The sequence below is a fragment of the Methylobacterium sp. Leaf117 genome, assembly GCF_001422985.1.
In the GTDB taxonomy this organism is placed as follows: domain Bacteria; phylum Pseudomonadota; class Alphaproteobacteria; order Rhizobiales; family Beijerinckiaceae; genus Methylobacterium.
On the sequence record NZ_LMNL01000023.1, the window covers coordinates 293,033 to 315,061 of the forward strand.

The 22,029-nt window shown below is 70.8% G+C and carries 19 protein-coding genes; 15 read left to right on the forward strand and 4 right to left on the reverse strand.

Annotation, left to right across the window (positions count from 1 at the left end; genetic code table 11):
• Positions 1–50 precede the first annotated feature (50 nt).
• Genes cobU through ASF57_RS12840 form a run of 4 tightly spaced genes read left to right on the forward strand, consistent with a single transcriptional unit; the run spans position 51 to position 3,359 of the window.
• Positions 51–584 (forward strand): bifunctional adenosylcobinamide kinase/adenosylcobinamide-phosphate guanylyltransferase, encoded by a 534-nt coding sequence (gene cobU / locus ASF57_RS12825; RefSeq protein ID WP_200935862.1) that lies wholly within the window; start codon positions 51–53, stop codon positions 582–584.
• The gene (gene cobO / locus ASF57_RS12830; protein ID WP_056179078.1) at positions 581–1,192 is read left to right on the forward strand and encodes a cob(I)yrinic acid a,c-diamide adenosyltransferase; all 612 of its coding nucleotides are present in this window, start codon (positions 581–583) and stop codon (positions 1,190–1,192) included. The genes cobU and cobO overlap by 4 nt, the downstream gene beginning before the upstream one ends.
• Entirely contained in the window at positions 1,192–1,908 is a 717-nt protein-coding gene (locus ASF57_RS12835) for a hypothetical protein (protein WP_056483850.1), read from the forward strand. Before cobO ends, ASF57_RS12835 begins: the two co-directional genes overlap by 1 nt.
• Complete coding sequence (locus ASF57_RS12840; RefSeq protein ID WP_200935863.1) at positions 1,905–3,359, forward strand: cobyric acid synthase; 1,455 nt, start codon at positions 1,905–1,907, stop codon at positions 3,357–3,359. Before ASF57_RS12835 ends, ASF57_RS12840 begins: the two co-directional genes overlap by 4 nt.
• A gap of 154 nt (positions 3,360–3,513) precedes the next feature.
• Here the strand turns inward: ASF57_RS12840 and ASF57_RS12845 are convergent, their stop codons facing one another.
• The gene (locus ASF57_RS12845; RefSeq protein ID WP_082503922.1) at positions 3,514–4,581 is read right to left on the reverse strand and encodes a DUF3616 domain-containing protein; all 1,068 of its coding nucleotides are present in this window, start codon (positions 4,579–4,581) and stop codon (positions 3,514–3,516) included.
• Between the two features lie 32 nt (positions 4,582–4,613).
• Entirely contained in the window at positions 4,614–5,615 is a 1,002-nt protein-coding gene (cbiB, locus tag ASF57_RS12850; RefSeq protein WP_056483853.1) for an adenosylcobinamide-phosphate synthase CbiB, read from the reverse strand.
• A 9-nt stretch (positions 5,616–5,624) separates the two neighbouring features.
• On the opposite strand from cbiB, the gene cobD reads away from it, so the two are divergent.
• The gene (cobD, locus tag ASF57_RS12855) at positions 5,625–6,656 is read left to right on the forward strand and encodes a threonine-phosphate decarboxylase CobD (protein ID WP_244476926.1); all 1,032 of its coding nucleotides are present in this window, start codon (positions 5,625–5,627) and stop codon (positions 6,654–6,656) included.
• Positions 6,657–6,681: 25 nt separating this feature from the next.
• On the opposite strand, the gene ASF57_RS12860 is transcribed toward cobD, so the two are convergent.
• Positions 6,682–7,869 (reverse strand): MFS transporter, encoded by a 1,188-nt coding sequence (locus ASF57_RS12860; RefSeq protein ID WP_056483856.1) that lies wholly within the window; start codon positions 7,867–7,869, stop codon positions 6,682–6,684.
• A gap of 576 nt (positions 7,870–8,445) precedes the next feature.
• Here ASF57_RS12860 and ASF57_RS12865 point away from each other — a divergent pair.
• The 3 genes from ASF57_RS12865 to ASF57_RS12875 all read left to right on the forward strand — a co-directional run bounded on the left by ASF57_RS12865 (position 8,446) and on the right by ASF57_RS12875 (position 11,861).
• Positions 8,446–8,649 carry a hypothetical protein gene (locus ASF57_RS12865; RefSeq protein WP_056179092.1) on the forward strand — a complete coding sequence of 68 codons (204 nt, stop codon included), beginning with the start codon at positions 8,446–8,448 and terminating at the stop codon, positions 8,647–8,649.
• A 169-nt stretch (positions 8,650–8,818) separates the two neighbouring features.
• Positions 8,819–10,225 carry a malonyl-CoA decarboxylase gene (locus tag ASF57_RS12870; RefSeq protein WP_056483859.1) on the forward strand — a complete coding sequence of 469 codons (1,407 nt, stop codon included), beginning with the start codon at positions 8,819–8,821 and terminating at the stop codon, positions 10,223–10,225.
• A 106-nt stretch (positions 10,226–10,331) separates the two neighbouring features.
• Entirely contained in the window at positions 10,332–11,861 is a 1,530-nt protein-coding gene (locus ASF57_RS12875) for a malonyl-CoA synthase (protein WP_244476927.1), read from the forward strand.
• Between the two features lie 111 nt (positions 11,862–11,972).
• Here the strand turns inward: ASF57_RS12875 and ASF57_RS12880 are convergent, their stop codons facing one another.
• Positions 11,973–13,670: a methyl-accepting chemotaxis protein gene (locus ASF57_RS12880; protein WP_056179100.1), complete on the reverse strand. Its 1,698-nt coding sequence runs from the start codon at positions 13,668–13,670 to the stop codon at positions 11,973–11,975.
• A gap of 499 nt (positions 13,671–14,169) precedes the next feature.
• Here ASF57_RS12880 and ASF57_RS12885 point away from each other — a divergent pair, with 499 nt between their 5' ends.
• The 7 genes from ASF57_RS12885 (at position 14,170) to metF (ending at position 21,909) form a co-directional block, all read left to right on the forward strand.
• Positions 14,170–15,369 (forward strand): YihY/virulence factor BrkB family protein, encoded by a 1,200-nt coding sequence (locus ASF57_RS12885; protein WP_056483862.1) that lies wholly within the window; start codon positions 14,170–14,172, stop codon positions 15,367–15,369.
• A gap of 122 nt (positions 15,370–15,491) precedes the next feature.
• Complete coding sequence (msrB, locus tag ASF57_RS12890) at positions 15,492–15,902, forward strand: peptide-methionine (R)-S-oxide reductase MsrB (RefSeq protein ID WP_056179105.1); 411 nt, start codon at positions 15,492–15,494, stop codon at positions 15,900–15,902.
• A 325-nt stretch (positions 15,903–16,227) separates the two neighbouring features.
• Positions 16,228–17,148 carry a hypothetical protein gene (locus tag ASF57_RS12895; RefSeq protein WP_056484531.1) on the forward strand — a complete coding sequence of 307 codons (921 nt, stop codon included), beginning with the start codon at positions 16,228–16,230 and terminating at the stop codon, positions 17,146–17,148.
• A gap of 289 nt (positions 17,149–17,437) precedes the next feature.
• A complete protein-coding gene (locus tag ASF57_RS12900; RefSeq protein ID WP_056179110.1) occupies positions 17,438–18,829 on the forward strand; it encodes a dicarboxylate/amino acid:cation symporter in 1,392 nt (463 codons plus the stop codon).
• Positions 18,830–18,882: 53 nt separating this feature from the next.
• The gene (locus ASF57_RS12905) at positions 18,883–19,803 is read left to right on the forward strand and encodes an ROK family protein (RefSeq protein ID WP_056484540.1); all 921 of its coding nucleotides are present in this window, start codon (positions 18,883–18,885) and stop codon (positions 19,801–19,803) included.
• 71 nt (positions 19,804–19,874) lie between these two features.
• A complete protein-coding gene (locus ASF57_RS12910) occupies positions 19,875–20,915 on the forward strand; it encodes a metalloregulator ArsR/SmtB family transcription factor (protein WP_056483865.1) in 1,041 nt (346 codons plus the stop codon).
• 76 nt (positions 20,916–20,991) lie between these two features.
• A complete protein-coding gene (metF, locus tag ASF57_RS12915) occupies positions 20,992–21,909 on the forward strand; it encodes a methylenetetrahydrofolate reductase [NAD(P)H] (protein ID WP_056179117.1) in 918 nt (305 codons plus the stop codon).
• Positions 21,910–22,029 lie beyond the last annotated feature (120 nt).

The following is a 22,029-nucleotide window of genomic DNA, read 5'->3' on the forward strand; positions in this document are numbered from 1 at the left end:
TCGGATTCCGGCCTTTGACCCGGGGGCTCGATTTCGGGCACAGGAGGCCCATGCCGAACCTCCCTCCCAGACTGACCCTCGTGCTCGGCGGCGCGCGCTCCGGCAAGAGCGCCCATGCGGAGGGGCTGATCGAGGCCTGTCCCGCCCCCTGGCTGTACCTCGCCACGGCGCAGGCCTGGGACGACGAGATGCGCGACCGCATCGCGCTCCACCGGAAGCGCCGCTCGGCCGACTGGATCACCCGGGACGTGCCGATGGACCTGGCCGGGGCGGTGGCCGCTGCGCCCGGGCCGGTGCTGGTCGATTGCCTCACCCTCTGGCTCACCAACCTGATCCTGGCCGAGGCCGACGTGGAGGCCGCCACCGCCGCGCTGCTGGCGGCCTGCGCGGCGGCGCCCGGCCCGGTGGTGCTGGTCGGCAACGAGGTCGGGCTCGGCATCGTGCCGGACAATGTGCTGGCCCGCCGGTTTCGCGACGCCGCCGGGCGGCTGCACCAGCGCCTCGCGCGACAGGCCGACCACGTCGTCTTCCTGGTGGCGGGCCTGCCCCTGATCGTGAAACCCCAAGCCGGAGCCACCCCATGACGGACGCCGTGAACGACGCCGAACGCCATCGCGAAAAGATGGAGAAGCGCAAGGCGGTGCAGGACGCCGAGGTCGCCGGCAAGACGATCGAGAAGGGGCTTCTCATCGTCAACACCGGTCCCGGCAAGGGCAAGACCACGGCGGCCCTCGGGCTGATGCTGCGGGCGCTGGGCCATGGCTGGCGCGTCGGCGTGGTCCAGTTCATCAAGGGCGCCTGGGACACGGGCGAGAAGCACGCGCTCCAGGTCTTCGGAGACCGGATCGACTGGCACACCCTCGGCGAGGGTTTCACCTGGGAGACCCAGGACAAGGCCCGCGACATCGCCGCCGCCGAGCACGCCTGGGCCAAGGCCCTCGACCTGATGGCCGATCCGACGATCCGCCTCGTGGTGCTGGACGAACTCAACATCGCGCTGCGCTACGATTACCTGGACCTCGATGCCGTGGTGGCAGCCTTCCGGGCGCGCCGGCCCGACCTCCACGTCATCGTCACCGGCCGCAATGCCAAGCCGGCCCTGATCGAGGCCGCCGACCTCGTCACTGAAATGGGCTCCGTGAAGCACCACTTCGCCGCCGGGGTGAAAGCCCAGGTGGGCATCGAATTCTGATGCGCTTCGCCCTCAGCCCGGTCGGGCTCCTTATCCTGTCGGGCATCCATCCGGCCTGCGCCGAAACCGCGCCGGCCTGGCCGGCCAGCTATCTCGGCCGCGTCGAGGCCCTGGCGGTGGTGGAGGGCCTGAACGCCCGGCTGCTCGCCAGCCGCTCCGCCACCGCGACCCTCGAAGGCTGGTGCGCCGAGCACGGCATGGCCGCGACGCCGCGGCTCGCGGCGAATCGGCAGCGCGGCGCGGACAAGCCCGCCTCGGAGGAGACGCGCCGGCGCCTGAATGCCGGCCCCGACACCGTCCTCCGCTACCGTCAGGTGCGGCTCGCCTGCGGCGACCACGTCCTGTCGGAGGCGGACAACTGGTACGTGCCCGACCGCCTGACCCCGGAGATGAACCGCCTGCTCGAGACCACCGACACGCCGTTCGGCCGGGCGGTCCAGGCCCTCGGCACGACGCGGCAGACCATCGGGGCGGAACTCCTGTGGCAGCCCCTGCCGCAAGGGTGGGAGCAGGCCCCGCCCCCGGCGGCGACCTGCGGCAACCTCGCGATCCCCGACCATCTGATCCGGCACCGGGCCGTGCTCTTCACAGCGGAGCGGGTGCCATTCTCAGAGGTCGTCGAGACCTACGGTGCCGCCATCCTGGCTTTTCATCGCGTCGCGCGGCCGGTCGATCCCGACTGCGCCGCGCCCCCTCCGGCGCGGCCTCAGCCATGACCCGCGCCATCATGATTCAGGGCACCGGCTCGGATGTCGGAAAGTCGCTGATCGTCGCCGGTCTGTGCCGGGTCTTCGCGCGGCGGGGGCTGAGCGTGCGGCCGTTCAAGCCGCAGAACATGTCGAACAACGCCGCCGTCACCGCCGATGGCGGGGAGATCGGACGGGCGCAGGCGCTGCAGGCCCGGGCGGCCGGGGTGGCGCCGTCGGTGCATATGAACCCGGTGCTGCTGAAGCCCCAGAGCGAGACCGGGAGTCAGGTCGTGGTCCAGGGCCGCAGGGTCGGCACCGCCAAGGCGCGCGACTACCAGGCCTGGAAGCCGCGTCTCCTCGGTGCGGTGCTGGAGAGCTTTTCGCATCTGAAGGCCCAGGCCGACCTCGTCATCGTGGAGGGCGCGGGCTCGGCCTCGGAGGTCAATCTGCGGCGCGGCGACATCGCCAATATGGGGTTCGCCCGGGCCACCGGCACGCCGGTGATCCTGCTCGGCGACATCGACCGGGGCGGCGTCATCGCCAGCCTCGTCGGCACGAAAGCGGTGATCGACGCCGAGGACGCGGCGATGATCCGGGGCTTCCTGGTCAACCGCTTCCGCGGTGACCCGACCCTGTTCGCGGACGGGATGGCCACCATCGCGGCGGCGACCGGCTGGCCGAGCTTCGGGCTGATCCCGCACTTCCCCGACGCGGTGCGCCTGCCGGCGGAAGACGCCCTCGGCCTTGCCGGATCGGCCCCCGGCGGCGCGCGGCGCAAGGTCGTGGCCGTGCCGGTGCTGCCGCGCATCGCCAATTTCGACGACCTCGACCCGCTCCGGGCCGAGCCCGACGTGGCGGTGGTGCTGGTCCGCCCGGGCGAGGCGATTCCGGTCGCCGACCTCGTGCTGCTGCCGGGCTCGAAGACCACCATCGACGATCTCGAATTCCTCTGCGCCCAAGGCTGGGACATCGACATCCGCGCCCATGTCCGGCGCGGCGGGCGGGTGCTCGGGCTGTGCGGCGGCTACCAGATGCTCGGCCGGCGCATCGACGACCCGCACGGCATCGAGGGGGAGGCCCGCTCCGTCGCCGGCCTCGGCCTCCTCGACATCGAGACCGTGATGACGCCGGTCAAGCATCTCTCTGCCGTCACCGGCACCAGCCTGCCCGACGCGGTCGCGTTCTCGGGCTACGAGATGCATGTGGGCGACACCACCGGGCCGGACACGGCGCGCCCGGCGATCCGCCTGCGCGACGGGCGTCACGACGGGGCGATCTCGGCCGACGGGCGCGTCACCGGCACCTACGTGCACGGGTTGTTCGCCGACGACCGCCAGCGCGGCGCCTGGCTCGCCCGTCTCGGCGCGGCCCCGAGCGGCCTCGCCTACGAGGCCGGAATCGAGGCGGTGCTCGATCGTCTCGCCGATCACCTCGAAGCGCATGTCTCTTGCGACGCGCTGCTCGCGCTGGCGTCGTAGCGACGGAACGGACTTGGCTCACCGCCGGGTCCGCGCCGAATAGGCTCGGCGAGGAACGACCCGACGCCGGCCCCATCCGAGATGGACGCGCCTCGCGCACGCCGCCATCTGCCCTGAGATCCTGTTCCTCAGGTCCCTGTGGCGCGTCGCGCTCCTAAGGAATCGCCACCGCGTATTCGCGCGGGCCGCCGTTCAGCACGCTGTCGAACACCACCAGCACCCGGCCGCGGCCGAGGCGGACGATGCCCTCGGGCTTGCCCCGGGCCTCGTCGCCCTCCAGCGGCGCGAGGGTGCCGAGCGGCGTGACCCGGCCCGAGGGCAGGTCCGCCAGGAACAGCCCATAGGGCACGGACAGGCCGTTCCGGGTCGGCCCCGAGAGCACGAGGAGGCGCCCGTCCGGCAGGGCGGTGAGATCGCGGATGCCGGCATCAGCGCCGAGGGCGAGAGGGATCGTCACGGGCTTGGCGGCGAGCGGCGCGTCGCCGGGCGCGAACAGCGGGGCGACGGGCACCGAGACCAGGAAGGCCGTGCCGTCCAGCACCGGTGCGCGCAGCCCGGCATAGAGCGTGTCCCCGATCACCGCGAGGCCCTCGACGTTGAGGCCGGACAGCGGCTTGCCGCCCTCGCGCGGCTCGAGGTCCTTCAGGGCATAGGCGCCCACCGTGTCGGCGGTCCGCAGGGCGTCGTTGAGGCGGTAGGTCGTCTCGACGCGGGCCTCGGTGCCGTCCGGGTTCGGGCGCAGGCGGGCGAGGAGGCCGGTGGACAGCTTGAACTCGCGCCCACGCCGGCTGCAGCCATGCGAGCCGGTGACGTAGAAATCGGGGGCGGCATAGGCCACGGCCTCGCCGTCCATCTCCCGGTAGGCGCCCTGGCCGAGGGTGCATTCGCCCGTGACCGGAGGCGCGCCGACGGCGGATTTCGGCGGCTTGCGGCCGACGATGTCGATCACGGCCCCCGGCGTGAGGGTGGTGCCCTGGAGCGTGGCGAACTGGGCGCCCGCCGCCTCGTCGTCCACCACCATGCAGGTGCGCGGGCCGGCTTCGGCCGGCGCACAGGCGATGCCGCTGATGTCCTCGGCGGGCTTGCTCCTGTGCTTGGTGATCTCGCCCGCCAGCCCCTCGGCGACGGTGTAGGTCCTGTCGACCGGATGCAGCACCTGCGCCCAGGCCGGGCCTGAGAGCGCCAGCGCCGAAGCGGCGGCGACGAGCGAGCGGCGGATCATGGCGGGTCTCCGGAGGAGGGGGGGTGCCGCGCTCATAGCAGGGCGCCGGTGAAAAGAGCGAGGAGCAGGGCCGCGAGACCGAACAGGAGCCCGCACGCGGTGCGGTACAGGGCCAGGGCGCGCTCGACGTCGGCGGGGGTCGCCGCCGCCCGTCCATCGCCCATCCAGCCATCCTCGACCCGGGTGGTGCCGTAGGTGCGCGGGCCGGCGAGGCGCAGGCCGAGGGCGCCCGCCATGGCGGCCTCGGGCCATCCGGCATTGGGCGACCGGTGCCGGCGCGCATCCCGCCGCACGGCGCGCCATGCCGCGCCGGGGGAGGCCCCGGACCGGAGCGCCGCCGCCAGGATGATCAGCAGCCCGGTCAGCCGCGAGGCCGGCAGGTTGACGAGATCGTCGAGGCGGGCGGCAGCCCAGCCATAGGCTTCGTGGCGCGGGGTGCGATGGCCGATCATGCTGTCGGCGGTGTTGATCGCCTTGTAGAGCGCGCCGCCCGGCAGGCCGCCGACCCCGATCCAGAAGGCCGGTGCCACGATGCCGTCGGAGAAGTTTTCGGACAGGCTCTCGATCGCGGCCCGGCAGATGCCGGCCTCGTCGAGGCTCTCGGGATCGCGCCCGACGATCATCGAGACCGCGACGCGCCCGCCCGCGAGCCCGTCGCGGCGCAGGTCGGCGGCGACGCGGGCGACGTGGCTGTGCAGGCTGCGCTGGGCCGGCAGGCTCGCCGCCAGTACGGCGAGAATCGGGAGGGCGGCCCACATCCCCGCCGCGCGCGCCAGGGCGGTGAGCGCGAGGGCGAGGCCGCCGACGAGACCGAGCAGGACCAGAAGCCCCGCCACGCCGGCGATCCGGCGCCGGGCGGGCGTGCCGCGGTTCAGCCGCCGGTCCAGGGTCCCGATCAGCGCGCCGATCCAGGTGACAGGATGGCCGAGCGCCCTGTAGAGCCAGTCCGGATAGCCGGCCGCCGCTTCGATCGCGAGGGCCAGCACCAGAACGATGAGCGTATCGGGCGGATGGGTGAGGGCGGTCCAGGACATGGCGTCTCGGTGAGTTCGGGCCCGGTGGCGGAAGAGGTGGCGGAAGAGGTGTCGGTGAGAGAGCCGATCGCCCATGGCGGCGATCTCGATGCCGCCCGGAGCCTGTTCCCTGAGGCGCCCGAACCGTGGATCGACCTCTCCACCGGGATCAATCCGGTGCCCTATCCGTGTCCGGCCCTGGAGGCCAGCGCCTTCCACCGTCTGCCCTCGGCGGCCGACCTCGCGGGCCTGCATCGGGCGGCCGCCCGCGCCTACGGGGTCGCCGACCCGGACCGCATCGTGGCGGCGCCGGGCACCCAGATCCTGATCGAGACGCTGCCGCGCCTGCGGGCGCCGGGCCGGGTCGCCGTGCTGGGGCCGACCTATGCCGAGCACGCCGCGGCCTGGACCCGCGCGGGTCATCGCGTCGCGACCGTGGCGGAGATCGGGGGAGCGGCCGGCGCCGACGTCGTCGTGATCGTCAATCCGAACAATCCCGATGGACGTCGCTGGACCGCCGGGACGCTGCTCGCCCTGGCCGGCGACCTCGCCGGACGCGGCGGCCTGCTCGTGGTCGACGAGGCTTTCATCGACCTGGAGCCGGTCGAGTCCCTGGCGCCCGCAATCGTGCCGGACCTCGTGGTGCTGCGCTCCTTCGGCAAGACCTACGGGCTCGCCGGTATCCGCCTCGGCTTCGCCCTCTGCGACCCCGCCCTGGCGGCACGCCTCGCCGAGGCTTTGGGTCCCTGGGCGGTGTCGGGGCCGGCGCTCGCCATCGGCCGGACCGCCCTGTCGGACGAGGCCTGGCGGCAGGACGCCCGGGTCGCCCGGGGGGCGGATGCGGCCCGCCTCGACCGGATGATCGCGCGGGCGGGCGGCACTGTGGTCGGCGGCACCGGCCTGTTCCGCACCGCCGATTTTCCCGCGGGGGCCGCCCTGTTCGAGCGCCTCGGTGCGGCCGGGATCTACGTCCGGCGCTTCGCCGGAGCGCCCGGGCGCCTGCGCTTCGGCCTGCCGGCGGACAAGACCGAGTGGTGCCGCCTGTCGCGCATCCTGCGCTAGGGCGCGGCGGGCCGACCGCGCGCCGTCAGGCGCCCTTGCGCTCGAGCGCGCTGACCAGGAAACCCGCCGCCGCCAGGGCGATGCCCACGGTGCAGACGCCGGACCAGCCCGCGATCAGGAAGGCCTGCGAGCCCGCGAAGGCGCCGAATGCGCCGAACACGAACATCACCGTGAACAGCACCGTGTTGATTCGGCCGCGCGCGCTCGGCACCAGGGCGTAGACGCGGGTCTGGTTGGCGATCAGGGCGGCGTTCAGCCCGATGTCGATCAGCAGCACGCCGATCCCCACCGCCACCAGGGACCAGATCCCGGCCCACAGCACCGCGAAAGCGGCGACCACCAGAAGGGCGCCGATCACCACCATCGGGCGCGGGCCGTGGCGGTCGGCGAAGCGGCCGGAGAGCGGCGCGACGCAGGCGCCCGCGACGCCGATCACCCCGAACAGGCCGGCCCCGGCGGCGGTGAGGTTGAAGGGCGGCGCCTCCACCAGCAGCGCCAGCGTCGCCCAGAAGGCGTTGAAGCCGGCGAACAGCAGCCCCTGCGAGACGCTGGCGCGGCGCAGGGCCGGCTGCGACCGCACCAGGTGCAGGATCGACAGCATCAGGGCGCGGTAGCGCAGGGGGCGGGTCTGCGCGGCGCCCGGAAGGGTCGCGGCGGCGATGCCCGCCATCAGGACCGCGATGCCGGCGGCGGCGAAGAACACGGCGCGCCAGCCATACTGCGCGCCGACGAGGCCGCTCGCCGTGCGGGCGAGAAGGATGCCGGTGAGGAGGCCGGTCATCACCTGGCCGACCATGCGCCCGCGCGTGGCGTCCGGCGCGAGCTCGGCCGCGAACGGGACCGCCTGCTGGGCCGCCGAGGCCAGGATGCCGATGACGAGGCTCGCGCCGGCGAGCGCCGCCAGGTTCGGGCTCAGGGCCGCCGCCAGCAGCGCGAGAGCGAGGCCGAGGGTCTGCCCGATGATCAGGCTGCGCCGGGACAGGCTGTCGCCGAGGGGCACCAGCGCGAGGATGCCGAGGCCGTAGCCGATGAGGGAGGCGGTCGGCACCAAGAGCGCCGCCCGGGCGCCGAACTCGTTCACCAGCAGCGCCAGCAGGGGCTGGTTGTAGTAGATGTTGGCCACCGCGCCGCCGGCGATCAGCGTCAGGCCGAATCGGGCCCGGGGCGTGAAGCCGTGCGGCGTGGGGGCGGCCGTGCCCGATGGGGTGCTCATGCGCCGGCCATCGGCAGCCAGCGCCGCGCCGGTGCGCGCGGATGCGGATCGAAGTCAGCCATCATGTCGGACAAGCTCGCAGGTCGCAGGCCCGATGGGCGCGACAGGATCGGGGAATCGGAACGCGGCGTTCGCCGACCGGTTAGGCCCGTGCGCCGGCTTCGGCAACCCGCGCCCGTCTTGGGTTTGTCCCTCCGCCCGCGGAGGTCGGGAACGGCGCTGCTGCGGCCGCGCCGACCAAGCTTGAGATACACTGTCCGGTCATCGCGCATTGTCTTGCATTCGGGCGTCGAACCATGACGTCGCGGGGTGCTTTGCATCCGATTTCGCGCGTCCCATATACACATTCTTATCGGCGACTGATGCGGCGGGGGGCTTCGGCTCGGGTCACACTTGGAATTCTTCGCATCTTGCGCTCTGATCCGGTTTCGAGGCGATGAGTCTGAACAGGGATGGGTGTTCGCGGTGACAAACGCGCCTTTGCGGTAGCCAATCTTGCGGATCGCGCCCGCGGTCCGTCCATCGGGATCGTCTGGCTGAGGCAGCCTGATCCGCTCATCGACCAGGGAGTTTCGAATGGCGACGTATCGCGTCCACTTTGCCAAGCAGATCTTCGGCGTCCCCTTCACCGTCGGGTCGGTGGACATCACCCGGGCCCGGGACCCGATGCGGGCGCTGCGGGCGGCCGAACTGCGCTTCGCGCGCCAGCACGGAGTCGAGGATTGGCGCGAGCGCGCCGACCGGGCCGACATCGCCCCGGCATCCGGCGGCCAGAACTGAGTGTTCCCGTCGCGCCGGCTGGTCTTTCGCGCCTCGACACGCTTTGCCGCCACGGTCTCTGGCCTCTGGAGCGGACACGCCCTAAAGTAACGGCCAAGCCGGGCACCCACGACGCGCGGGGCTTTGGTTCGCCCATGCCGGGCGTCAGCGAAGGGTCAGGCGGCGTGACATGGCGGCGATCTCTTTCTTCGGCGATCTGCTCCAGACCATCAGCGACCGGGGCCGGGATCTCATCGGAATCGGGCGCGGTGATCTGGCGGCCCGCGCCACCGCCCAGGAACTGGTCAAGCTCTGCGAGGACCTGATCTCCCGGCGCGGCGAGGCCTCCGGCGTCGCCCTGGCCCGGCTGATCCTCGAGCGCTACGCCACCCTGGCGAAGCCGGAGCGCGGCAGCTTCCTGCGCCTCGTCGCCACCGAATTCGCCGCCGACCATACCGCCGTCGACGAGGCGATCGCGGCCTACCGGGCCGATCCGACACGGGCGGCCCTTAGCGTCCTCCACGACGCGGCCGAGCCGCGCAGCCAGGAACTGATCCGCCGCCTGAACCTCGCCCGCGACGGAACCCGTGCCCTGGTGCGGATGCGCGAGGACCTGTTCGGCCTGCGGCGCGACCTGCGGCAGGAGGAAGCCGACCCCGACGTCATCGACGCGGCCGACAGCCTCGACAGCGATTTCGAGCACCTGTTCGCCTCGTGGTTCAACCGCGGCTTCCTGGTGCTGCGCCACATCGACTGGACCACGCCGGCCCATATCCTCGAAAAGATCATCCGCTACGAGGCGGTGCACGAGATCACCGGCTGGGACGATCTGCGCCGGCGCATCGAGCCGACCGACCGGCGCTGCTTCGCCTTCTTCCACCCGGCCCTGGTGGACGAGCCGCTGATCTTCGTCGAAGTCGCGCTCACCGCCGGCATCGCCCCCGCCATCGCGCCGATCCTGGCCCACGAGCGCGAGCCGCTGCCCCTCAAGGCCGCCACCACGGCGATCTTCTACTCGATCTCGAACTGCCAGAAGGGCCTGGCCGGCGTCACCTTCGGCAACTTCCTGATCAAGCAGGTGGTCGAGGATCTGGCCCGCGAGATCCCGAGCCTGAAGACCTTCGTCACCCTCTCGCCGGTGCCGGGCTTCTCGGCTTGGCTCGACCGCGAGCGCCGCTCCGACGCGCCGCAGGGACTGACCCGCGAGGACGTCGAGGCCCTGCGGCTGATCGACGAGCCCGACTGGCACGGCGACAAGGCCAAGTGCGAGGCCGTGCGCAAGGCGATGATCCCGGCCGCGGCCGCCTACTTCCTGCGCGCCAAGAACGAGCGCGGCCGGCCCCTCGACCCGGTGGCCCGGTTCCATCTCGGCAACGGCGCCCGGCTGGAGCGCCTGAACTTCCTCGGCGACGTCTCGGGCAAGGGTTTGGCCCAGTCGCGCGGGCTGATGGTCAACTATCTCTACGACCTCACGGCCATCGAGAAGAACCACGAGACCTACGCCAATCTCGGCACCGTCGCGGCCTCCAGTGCGGTGAGCCGCGAGCTGCGCACCAATCTGCCGCCCATGCGGGCGGTGGCCCTGGCCGAGGCCTGATCCGCCAGCCGAGCCCGCTTTCCGCCGTTCCTCGAAGGGACCCGCCGAAGATCGTAGGATTCTCGCGATCGACGGCGTATCCGTCGCCATCATGTCCGAAACGCCGATGACCAACCACCTGTTCGACCTCGTCCGCCGAAACCTGCCGGCCGATCCCGCCGCCAAGCTCTTCCTGGAGACCGGGGAGGGCGCGCGCTATTCCTATGCCGACCTCATCGTGCGCTCGGGGGCCTACGCGGCGGCGCTGGCGGCGGCGGGCGTGAAGCCCGGGGACCGGGTGGCGGTGCAGGCTGAGAAGAGCCCGGAATTCCTGTTCCTGTATCTCGGCGCCGTCCGCGCCGGGGCGGTGTTCCTGCCCCTGAACACGGCCTACACCCCCACCGAGATCGCTTATTTCCTGGGGGATGCCGAGCCGGCCTTGTTCGTCTGCGATCCGGCCCGGCGCGAGGCCCTGGAGCCGGTGGCGCGTGGCGCCGGCGTGCCGGTGCTGCACACCCTCGACGCGAAGGGGCATGGCACCCTGGCCGAGGCCGCCGATGCCGAGACAGAGGCCTTCACCGACGTCGCCCGCGGGCCGGAGGATCTGGCCGCCATCCTGTACACCTCGGGCACCACCGGGCGCTCGAAGGGCGCCATGCTGAGCCACGAGAACCTCGCCTCGAACGCCCGCACCCTCGGGGAAGCCTGGCGCTTCACAGCGGACGACGTGCTCCTCCACGCCCTGCCGGTGTTCCACACCCATGGCCTGTTCGTGGCCACCAACACCGTGCTGGCCACCGGCGGCACGATGCTGTTCCTCGGCCGCTTCGACCCGGCCCGGGTGCTCGCCCTGCTGCCGCGCGCCACCGCCATGATGGGGGTGCCGACCTTCTACACCCGCCTGCTCAAGGAGCCGGGCCTGACCCCGGAGGCGACCGCCGGCATCCGCCTGTTCGTCTCCGGCTCCGCGCCGCTGCTGGCCGAGACGCACCGGGATTGGGAGGCCCGCACCGGCCACGCCATCCTCGAGCGCTACGGCATGACCGAGACCAACATGAACACCTCGAACCCCTATGCGGGTGCGCGGGTGGCGGGCACGGTCGGGCCGGCCCTGCCGGGCGTCGCCGTGCGGGTGGTCGATCCGGAGACCGGTGCGGTCCTCGACGTCGACGCGGTCGGGATGATCGAGGTGAAGGGTCCGAACGTCTTCCGGGGCTACTGGCGCATGCCGGAGAAGACGGCGGCCGAGTTCAAGGCCGACGGATTCTTCGTCACCGGCGATCTCGGCAAGATCGATCCCGACGGCTACGTCCACATCGTCGGGCGCGGCAAGGACCTCATCATCACGGGCGGCTACAACGTCTACCCGAAGGAGATCGAGAACGAGATCGACGCCCTTCCGGGCGTGGTCGAATCCGCGGTGATCGGCCTGCCCCACGCCGATTTCGGCGAGGGCGTCACGGCCGTGGTGGTGGGCCGCGAGGGCGTGCCCGACGAATCCGCGATCCTGCGCACCCTCGAAGGTCGGCTCGCCCGCTACAAGTGTCCCAAGCGCGTGCTGTTCGTCGACGAACTGCCCCGCAACACCATGGGCAAGGTCCAGAAGAACCTGCTGCGCGAGGCCCATGCGGGCCTCTACGATGCCGGTCCCGCCTGAGAGCAGGGGCAGCGCGCAGGGACGGCAGAGCCGCCGGGCATCGCGTGCGATGTCCCGGCGGCTCTGACTGGGGCCGTTCGGCCCGGGCGGCTTGGCGCCGCGTCCGGCTGCTTACGCGGCGCGGACGGTGCCGAGGAAGCGTTGCACCTCGGCGTTGAGGTGCTCCGACTGGCGGGACAGTTCGCCCGCGGCCCCCAGGACCTGACTGGCGGCTGCGCCGGTCTCGTCCGCCGCCTGGGCGACGGATGTGATGGTGCTCGTCACTTCGGTGGTCCCCACCGAGGCCTGGGCCACGTTGCGGACGATCTCCTGCGTCGCCGCGCTCTGCTGCTCCACCGCCGCCGCGATCGCCGTGGCCACCGTGTTGATGTCGCGGATGCGGGTGGTGATCGAGCCGATCGCCGAGACGGCCTGTCCCGTGGCCCCCTGGATATGGCCGATCTGGCTTCCGATTTCCTCGGTGGCCCGGGCGGTCTGGTTGGCAAGCTCCTTCACCTCGGCCGCCACCACGGCGAAGCCGCGGCCGGCCTCGCCGGCACGGGCCGCCTCGATGGTGGCGTTGAGTGCCAGCAGGTTGGTCTGGCCGGCGATGGTCGAGATCAGGCTGACCACGTCGCCGATCCGAGACACGGCGGTGCTCAGTTCCTGGACCAGGACCGAGGTGGTGTCGGCCTCGGTCACGGCGGATTGGGCCATCTGGGAGGAGTTCGCGACCTGGCGGCCGATCTCCTGCACCGAGTTGCCGAGTTCCTCGGCTGCCGCCGCCACGGTGCTGACGTTGACGGAGGCTTCCTCGGCCGCCGCCGCCACGGTGGTGGATTGCGACGCGGTCGCGCTGGCGGTGGCGGTCATGGTCTGGGCCGTCGTCTGCAGTTCGGTGGACGAGGCGGAGACCATGCCGATGATGCCGCCCACGGCTCCTTCGAAGCTGTCGGCGAGTTCGATCATCGCCGTGCGGCGAGCGGCGATGGCGGCCTCGTCGGCGATGCGGCGGACCTCCGCCTCCTCGGCCGTCTTGCGGGCGACCATGGCCTTGATCCCGTCCACGGCCTTGCCGACCGCGCCGATTTCGTCGCCGCGCCGGGCTTCCGGGATGTCGGCGTCGATCTCGCCCTGGGCCATGCGGTTCAGGATCGCGACCAGGCGGCCCAGCGGCCGGGTGATCCCGAGCACCACGATGCTGCCGCACAGGACGGCGGCGAGGACGAGCCCGACGGCGGTGATGGTGATCAGGCGTGCGATCGTGTCGGACGTTTCCGCGTCGAGGCTGTCCTTTCCGGCTTTCATCTCCTCCGTGATGCGCTTGGCACGCTGGTCCAGCAACTTGTTCAGGCTGGCCCGCGCGGGTTGCGCATCGTCCCGGAGAACCTGGATTGCGGCCGCCGCCTCATTCCGGAGCCCGTGCTGGAGCACGCGGTTCAGGACCGCGAAATAGGCTTCCGTCAATCCGCGCAGGTCCTGGGCGATCTTGCGGCGTTCCGGTGTATCGGCCAGGTCGATCAGCCTGTCGGTCACTTCCAGCGCCGCCGTTGTCGCCGACACGTACTGGACCTTGTATTTCGCCATTTGCTCTTCGCCCGTCTCCAGAATCATGTTCCGGCTCTGAAGCGCGGCCTCGGTAATGCGCAACTGGGCATTGAGATAGGCCTCCTGGCGGGCGTTGAGGACTTCGATCACATGCCTCGATTGTTCCGCGATGTTGTTCATCGACCCGCGGGCGTAGAAGACGAGCCCAAGGGTGAGGGCGCCCAGGGCGAGCAGGGGAAGGGCGATCTTGGCCAGGACGCTGGCTTGATTGACGAGTCTCACGCACGCGGCTCCTTATGTGGGGAAGCCGTCAAACATGAAAGCTTCTGCGATGCGGGACGATAAGCATCAGCCATTAAGATCGAATGAAAGCTCGATCTTTGTCTGTAAAACATGTAATAAAATTTGGTATATAAGCATCGAATAGAAAACGAAAACTGATACTCGGTGATCTATGTAAATATACCAGTGATCGGAAAGAATATTCGGACGTGCATCGAACGGCCAGGAAGTGGAGGGAATCGCGGAAGGGAGGTTGGGGAAAAACACAATCTCAGGTGGAGTTGGGGGCGACCGGTTCGTCTTGGCCGAAGTGATGGCGGGCGATGATGAGCTCTCGACACGGCAAGCCGGCGCGATCGAGCGCAGAGCGCAAGCCCCCGAGCGGGCGGCCGGATTCGGAACGGTCAAGCCTGCGTCACGTTGAGCCCCGGCGCCCGGACTACGCGGCGCCGAGACTCCCGGGCGCCCACGCGCCGTCCATCTTCGTTCCGGTTCTGCCATGCCACCTTCCCTCCGCCGCAGTCCCGCACCCGATGGCGAGCCGGCGAGCCCCGTTCTGTGGACGCTGCTGCTCGGCACCGCGCTGATCGCGCTCGCTGCCGCACCGAAGCGTCCTGCCCGGACCGGCCCGGTCGGCGCGCCGGATCAGCCGTCCCGGGAGTCTCCGTCGAACGACCAGACGTCCAAAAATTCTCCCTCCAAGGATCAAGGCGCGCGTTCGCATTCCGGGGCCGCCGCCGAGCACATCGCCGCCACCGAGGTGGCGCGGGGGCGGGCCGCGCAGTCGCCCGCCGACATCACCGCGTCGGGCTGGAAGGACATCCTCACCCGGGTCTATCTCGAATTCATGGCCGACCGGGTCCTCTCGGTCGCGGCGGGCGTGACCTTCTACTCGCTGCTCTCGCTGTTCCCCGCCGTCGCCGCGCTGGTGTCCTGCTACGGCCTCGTCGCCGATGTGGGCTCGATCAACGGGCACCTCGCCAGCATGCAGGGGGTGCTGCCCTCCGGCGCCATCGAGATCATCGGCGATCAGGTCAAGCGCATCGCCGCCAAGGGCAGCGGCTCCCTTGGGCTGACCTTCTTCACCAGCCTGCTGCTCTCGCTCTGGAGCGCCAACGCCGCCATGAAGGCGATGTTCGATGCCCTGAACATCGTCTACGAGGAGGAGGAGAAGCGCTCGTTCATCATGCTGAACCTGCGCTCGCTCACCTTCACCATCGGTGCGCTGATCTTCACCATCCTGGCCCTCACCGGCATCGTGGTGCTGCCGGTGGTGTTCACCTTCGTGGGCCTCAGCGACACCGCCTGGCTCATCGCCCTGCTGCGCTGGCCCGCCCTCCTCGTCGTCGTCCTCGGCGGCCTGTCGCTGCTCTACCGGTACGGTCCGAGCCGCGAGCGCCCGCGCTGGCGCTGGGTCGGGGTCGGGGGCGCCGTGGCGGGCCTGCTCTGGCTCGCCGCCTCGATCCTGTTTTCCTGGTACGTCTCCAGCTTTGGCAATTACAACGAAACCTACGGCTCGCTCGGCGCCGCCATCGGCTTCATGACCTGGATCTGGATCTCCAGCACGATCGTGCTGCTGGGCGGCGAGATCAACGCCGAGATGGAGCACCAGACCGCGCGCGACACCACCACCGGGCCGGAGCGGCCGATGGGCGCACGCCGAGCCCGCATGGCCGACACCCTGGGGGCGGTGGCCTGACGGGGCGGCGACGTGTCGGGACGACCTTGCCGGGACGACCTTGCCCGGCTGGCCTCCCCGGGATGGTGTCCGGCGCCTACATAAGGGGAACGTCCCGACACCCGCACAGGAGCCGTCGCCCCATGTCCGCATCCCCCACCGACGACATCGAATCCCTCGGCGAGGCCGAATGGCGCGCCCGCCTGAGCCCGGAACAGTACCGGGTGCTGCGTGAGCACGGCACCGAGCGGGCCGGCACCAGCTGCCTCAACGCCGAGAAGCGCCCGGGCGTGTTCCACTGTGCCGGCTGTGACGCACCGCTCTTCGTCACCGGCACCAAGTTCGAATCCGGCACCGGCTGGCCGAGCTTCTTCGATCCGATCGACGGGGCGGTGGAGACCACGGTCGACCGCAGCCACTGGATGACCCGGACCGAGGTGCATTGCGCCCGCTGCAAGGGCCATCTCGGCCACGTCTTCGACGACGGCCCGCCGCCCACCGGCCTGCGCTACTGCATGAACGGGCTGTCCCTTCGCTTCGAACCGGAGGCCTGATCGGCCCGGTCCCGCCCGGTTCCCGTCGATGTTCGACGAGAAACGGATGGGGATGAAGCCCGCCGGAATGCCGCGATGGTCTTGATTTCGCCGTCGTTTTGCTTAGTCCGGAACGGAGAATTCTTGCCAGATCGGTCCCGGCGACACCGGGAATGATCGCATATCCTATCTTATGTCATGGTTCGACGTGGCGGGTCGTCCGGCCCGATGCGGCGAGCCGCCTGAAGCCGGTCGATCGGCCCCGCATCGCTGGAGGTCGGTGGCCCTGACGTCAGCGCCGGTCCGGTGTCCCGCCCGGGGCCGGCCGACTCCGCGGAGAATGTCGATGAGCCTCGTACGCCGGTTTCTCGTGGCCCCCGCCCTGGTGCGCCTCATCCGCAAGGAACGCGGCGGCTCGCGGATCTCCGAGGGCTACTTCGCCCCGCAGGCCGGGCGCGTCTCCTACGTCCGGGTCGACGGACAGACCTGCCACCTCGTCCTCGTCACCTCGGCGCCGGACGGCAGCTCCAGCGAGGAGCGCACCGACGTCCCGCGCGCCCACGGCGACGCGCTGATGGACGTGTGCTCGGGCAAGGCCGCTTACGACCGCACCGCGCTCGCCCTCGGGGGCGGTCGCGAGGCGCTGGTCGACCGCTACGTCGCCCCGGGTGAATTCGACCTCGTGACCGTGGCCTTCGACGGGCCGGACGAGGCTCAGGGCTTCGCGGTGCCGGCCTGGTTCGGCCCCGAGGTGAGCGGCGACCCGAGCTACGACCGCCACGCCGTCGCGCTCCAGGGCGTGCCGCAACCCGGCGAGATCGGCCTGTCCAACGCCGCCCTCGATGCGATCCTGGATCTCGTCGAGCCGCGCTTCGGTTTCGGGCGCTACGGCGCGCCGAAGGCGAACGAGGGCGACGGCATGATGAAGGCCCTGCGGCGCGTCGCCGGCGGAGGTGCGGTCGCGGCCCCCGCCGCGGCCGAAGCCGCTCCGCCGGTGCTCCGGGTCGAGGAGCCCGCTCCCGTCGAGACGCACGCGATGGCCGAGCCCGAGCCCGAGCCCGAACCCCACGCCGATGTCGCTCCGGCCGAGGGCCAGCCCGATTCCGCCTCGCAGATCGATTCTCGCATCGACGACGTGATCGAGAGCCTGTCCCAGGCCCTCGGCAACCCGCAGGTTCCGTCGAAGGGCGGTTCGCGCGGCGAAGAGGACATCGCCGCCGAGTTCGAGCGCTGGACCGTCCGCCCTCGGCGCACCCAGCAGACCTGAACCGGCGCGCCGGCCTCCCGACGAAACGCCGTTCCGACGCAGCACCGCCCGATCGACAGCCACCCGCCTCCCTCACCGGGGGCGGGTTTCGCGTGCGTGCGCGGACGGGGGAGACTGAGGGCAGGCCGGCGGCGGAGCGAGGGAGGCGTCCCACAGGTGCCCGCGAAGTCCGTGTGACGGCTCGCGAATTGTCATTCGACGCCTGGCCCCGCGATTGAGCGGCGCGAATAAACTGGCTAGCGTCGGGATTAACAATCAATGGGTTGCGCGGCGCGCAGCGGGAGGGATCATGGCCCAGGTGACGACACACGGAGCGGCGGCAGCCAGCGCGCCCCGCACCCACAAGGAGCCCTGGTACAAGGTTCTCTACATCCAGGTGCTGATCGCCATCGCGCTCGGCATCCTTCTCGGCTGGCTCAATCCGGAATGGGGCAAGTCGGTCAAGTGGCTGGGCGACGCCTTCATCGCGCTGATCAAGATGATGATCGCGCCGATCATCTTCTGTACCATCGTGCACGGCATCGCCTCGATCGGTGACCTGAAGAAGGTCGGCCGCGTCGGCCTGAAGGCGCTGGTCTACTTCGAGGTGGTCTCCACCGTCGCGCTCCTCATCGGCATCCTGGTCGGCGAGGTGGTCAAGCCCGGCGCGGGCTTCAATGCCGACGTGACCAAGCTCGATGCCGGGGCGGTCGAGAAATACGCCAAGCTGGCGGCCAACGATTCCGTGACCAGCCACATCATGGCGCTGATCCCGAAGAGCTTCTTCGACGCCTTCGCCACCGGCGACCTGCTCCAGGTTCTGCTGATCTCGATCCTCACCGGCGTCGTCGTCACCGGCATGGGCCAGCGCGGCGAGGCCATCACCCACGCCATCGACACGGCCGGGCAGATCTTCTTCCGCATCATCGGCCTCGTGGTGAAGCTGGCGCCCATCGGCGCCTTCGGCGCCATGGCCTTCACCATCGGCCAGTACGGCATCGGCAAGGTGATCGATCTCGCCTGGCTCGTCGGCACCTTCTACGTCACCGCCTTCCTGTTCGTGGTGGTGGTGCTCGGCGGCATCGCCCGCGTGGCCGGCTTCTCGATCTTCAAGTTCCTCGCCTACATCAAGGACGAGCTGCTCATCGTGCTCGGCACCTCGTCCTCCGAGACGGTGCTGCCCCACATGATGACGAAGATGCGCCGCCTCGGTGCCTCCGACTCGGTGGTCGGCCTCGTGATCCCGACGGGCTACTCGTTCAACCTCGACGGCACCAACATCTACATGACGCTGGCGACGCTGTTCCTGGCCCAGGCCGTGGGCGCGGACCTGTCCTTCGCCCAGTACGCCACCATCATCCTGGTCGCGATGCTGACCTCGAAGGGGGCGTCCGGCGTCACCGGGGCGGGCTTCATCACCCTGGCGGCGACCCTGAGCGCCATTCCCAACAACCCGGTCCCGGTGGCGGCCATGACCCTGATCCTCGGCGTCGACAAGTTCATGTCGGAGTGCCGGGCCATCACCAACCTGATCGGCAACGGCGTCGCCACCGTGGTGGTCAGCCGCTGGGAGGGCGAGCTGGATCAGGTCAAGCTGCGCCAGGTCATGGAGCACCCGGTCTCGATCGGCACCGACATTTCGGACCATGCGCCGAACATGGATGTCGACGGTGCGGCGCCGATCCCGGCTCCGGCCCGCTGACGGGGCCGGTTCTGTCCGGCCGCGCTTCGTCCGACCCATTACGGCCGGCGCGCCTGCGCATCGGCATCGATCTCGGCGGTACCAAGATCGCCGGGATCGCCCTCGATGAACGGGGCGCGACCCGGGCCGAGCAGCGGGTCGCGACGCCCCGGGACGATTACGCGGGGACGCTCGGCGCCATCGCCGACCTCGTGGCGGCGCTGGAGCGCGCGGCGGGATGCGCGGGCACGGTGGGCATCGGCATGCCGGGGGCGGTCTCGCCCCGCACGGGCCTCGTCAAGAACGCCAATTCGGTCTGGCTCAACGGTCAGCCGTTCGCCGGAGATCTCGAGCGCGTCCTGCGCCGGCCCGTCCGCGTCGAGAACGACGCCAATTGCCTCGCGGTGTCCGAGGCCGTCGATGGGGCGGGGGCCGGGCTCGGCACTGTGTGGGCCCTGATCCTCGGCACCGGCGTCGGCTCCGGAATCGCCATCGCGGGCCGTGCCCTGTCCGGGCGCGGCCGCATCGCCGGGGAGTGGGGCCACAACCCGCTGCCGGCGCCGCGCGACGACGAGCGCCCCGGCCCTGCCTGCTATTGCGGCCGCCACGGCTGTCTCGAAACCTGGGTGTCCGGCCCGGCCCTGGCCGCCGACCATGCCCGCCGCACAGGAACGCCGATCGGCGGCGAGGCGGTCATCGCGGCCCTGCGCGCCGGCGATGCGGCGGCGGACGCGACGATCGCCCGCTACCTCGACCGGCTCGGGCGCGGCATCGCCCAGGGCATCAACCTGATCGACCCCGACATCGTCGTCATCGGCGGCGGTCTCTCACGGGTGCCCGAAATCCTCGCCGGCCTGCCCGAACGGGTCGCGCCGCATGTCTTCTCCGATGCCTTCGACACCCCCATCGTCGCCAGCCGGCACGGCGATGCCTCCGGGGTCCGGGGCGCCGCGTGGCTGTGGAACGACGGACCCGCCGGCCTGCCGGGGGCCTGAGCGGCGATCCCGATATCACGATGGCCCCGAGGCGCTTGTCACGGCGCCCGGTTTCACATAAAGATATCTTTATGTCTAACTCGGGATCTGAAGACGGACCTGTCCTGCCCTTCGGCGATGCGCTGGCCATCCTGCGTGCCGCCGCCGAGGAGACGCGCCTGCGCATCCTGGCCCTGCTAGCCGCCGGCGAATTGTCGGTCTCGGACCTCACCGACATTCTGGGCCAGTCGCAGCCGCGGATCTCGCGCCACCTGAAACTGCTGGTCGAGGCCGGGCTGGTCGATCGGCACCGCGAGGGGGCCTGGGCCTTCTTTCGCCTGGTGGAAGAGCGCGCCGGCCTCGTCGAGCCGCTGATCGCGGGCCTCGATGCGGCGCATCCGCCCCTGTCCGAGGATTTCGCCCGTCTCGAGGCGGTGCGGGCGCAGCGGGCCGAGACGGCCCAGGCGTTCTTCGCCCGGCTGGCGCCGAAATGGGATCGCCTGCGCTCGCTGCATGTGCCGGAAGCCACCGTCGAGGCCGCCGTCCTCGACGCGCTGGGCGATCGTCCGATCGGCCACCTCATCGATCTCGGCACCGGCACCGGCCGGATGCTCGGCCTGCTGGCCGGCCGCGCCGCCCGGGCCGTCGGCCTCGATTCCAACCACGCCATGCTGTCGGTGGCGCGGGCCAACCTGGAGCGCATGGGCCTGTCGCGGGTCGATCTGCGCCAGGGCGACATCCACGCGCCGCCCTTCGGGCGCGGCGGCTTCGATCTCGTGCTGGTGCATCAGGTGCTGCACTATCTCGACGATCCGGCCCGCGCCCTGCGCGAGGCCGCGCGCCTCGTCGCCCCGGGCGGCCGCCTCCTGGTGGTGGACTTCGCCCCCCACGATCTCGAATTCCTGCGCGAGGCCCAGGCCCATCGCCGCCTCGGCTTCGCGCCCGAGCAGGTGACGGGCTGGCTCAACGATGCCGGCCTGCCCACCGTGACCACCCGCGATCTCGCCCCCACCGGCGAGGTCGAGGACCAGTTGACCGTGACGCTGTGGCTCGCCACCAACGCCGCCGAGATGGCCGCGGCGCCACCCCGTCCCGCTCCGGAAAAAATCCTTCAGGAACGGGCCGTCGCCTGAGGGCGTCCCCCGCAGATCCCAATCCTGCTCTCGTTTCGCAGACCGTCTGAACCGACCGACATAGAGGACGAACCCGATGCCTTCCGCCTCCCACCATCGCGCCAGCCGCGACGGCTACCGTCCGATCCGCGTCTCCATCGAGTTCTTCCCGCCGAAGACCGAGGAGATGGAGAAGATCCTGTGGTCCTCGATCGAGCGCCTCGCGCCGCTCCAGCCGAAATTCGTCTCGGTGACCTACGGCGCCGGCGGCTCGACCCGCGAGCGCACGCACAACACCGTCGCCCGGATGGTCAAGGAGACCGGCCTTCAGCCGGCCGCCCACCTGACCTGCGTCGACGCCACCCGCGAGGAGATCGACGCGGTCGTGCAATCCTACTGGGATGCCGGCGTGCGCCACATCGTGGCCCTGCGCGGCGATCCGCAGGACGGCGTCGGCACCGCCTACCGGCCGCATCCGGGCGGCTATGCCCAGACCGCCGACCTCGTGGCCGGCATCAAGCGCATCGGCGACTTCAAGGTCTCGGTCTCGGCCTACCCCGAGAAGCACCCGGAGGCGTCCTCGCTCGATGCCGACATCGATGCCCTGAAGGCCAAGGTTGATGCCGGCGCCGATCAGGCGATCACGCAGTTCTTCTTCGAGAACGACATCTATCTGCGCTACGTCGACAAGGTGCGGGCCGCCGGCATCGATATCCCGATCATCCCCGGCATCCTGCCGGTGCAGAACTTCAAGCAGGCGGCGAACTTCGCCCGGCGCACCGGCGCCTCGGTGCCGTACTGGCTCGCGGCCCGGTTCGAGGGCTTGGACAACGACGTCGAGACCCGGCGCCTCGTGGCGGCGGCGGTGGCGGCCGAGCAGGTGCTCGATCTCGTCGACCACGGCGTCAACGACTTCCACTTCTACTCGATGAACCGCTCCGACCTCGTCTACGCCATCTGCCACGTGCTCGGCCTGCGGTCCCAGGCGCCGAAGACGGTGGCGAAGGCCGCCTGACCATCCCTTGTCACGGGCGCGCCGATCGGCACGCCCGGGACTCAAGAGTCGCCGACTCCATCGAAGTTCACTGTCCGGACCCGTCGCGGTTCCGGATTCCGGGTTCCACGAACCCGGATT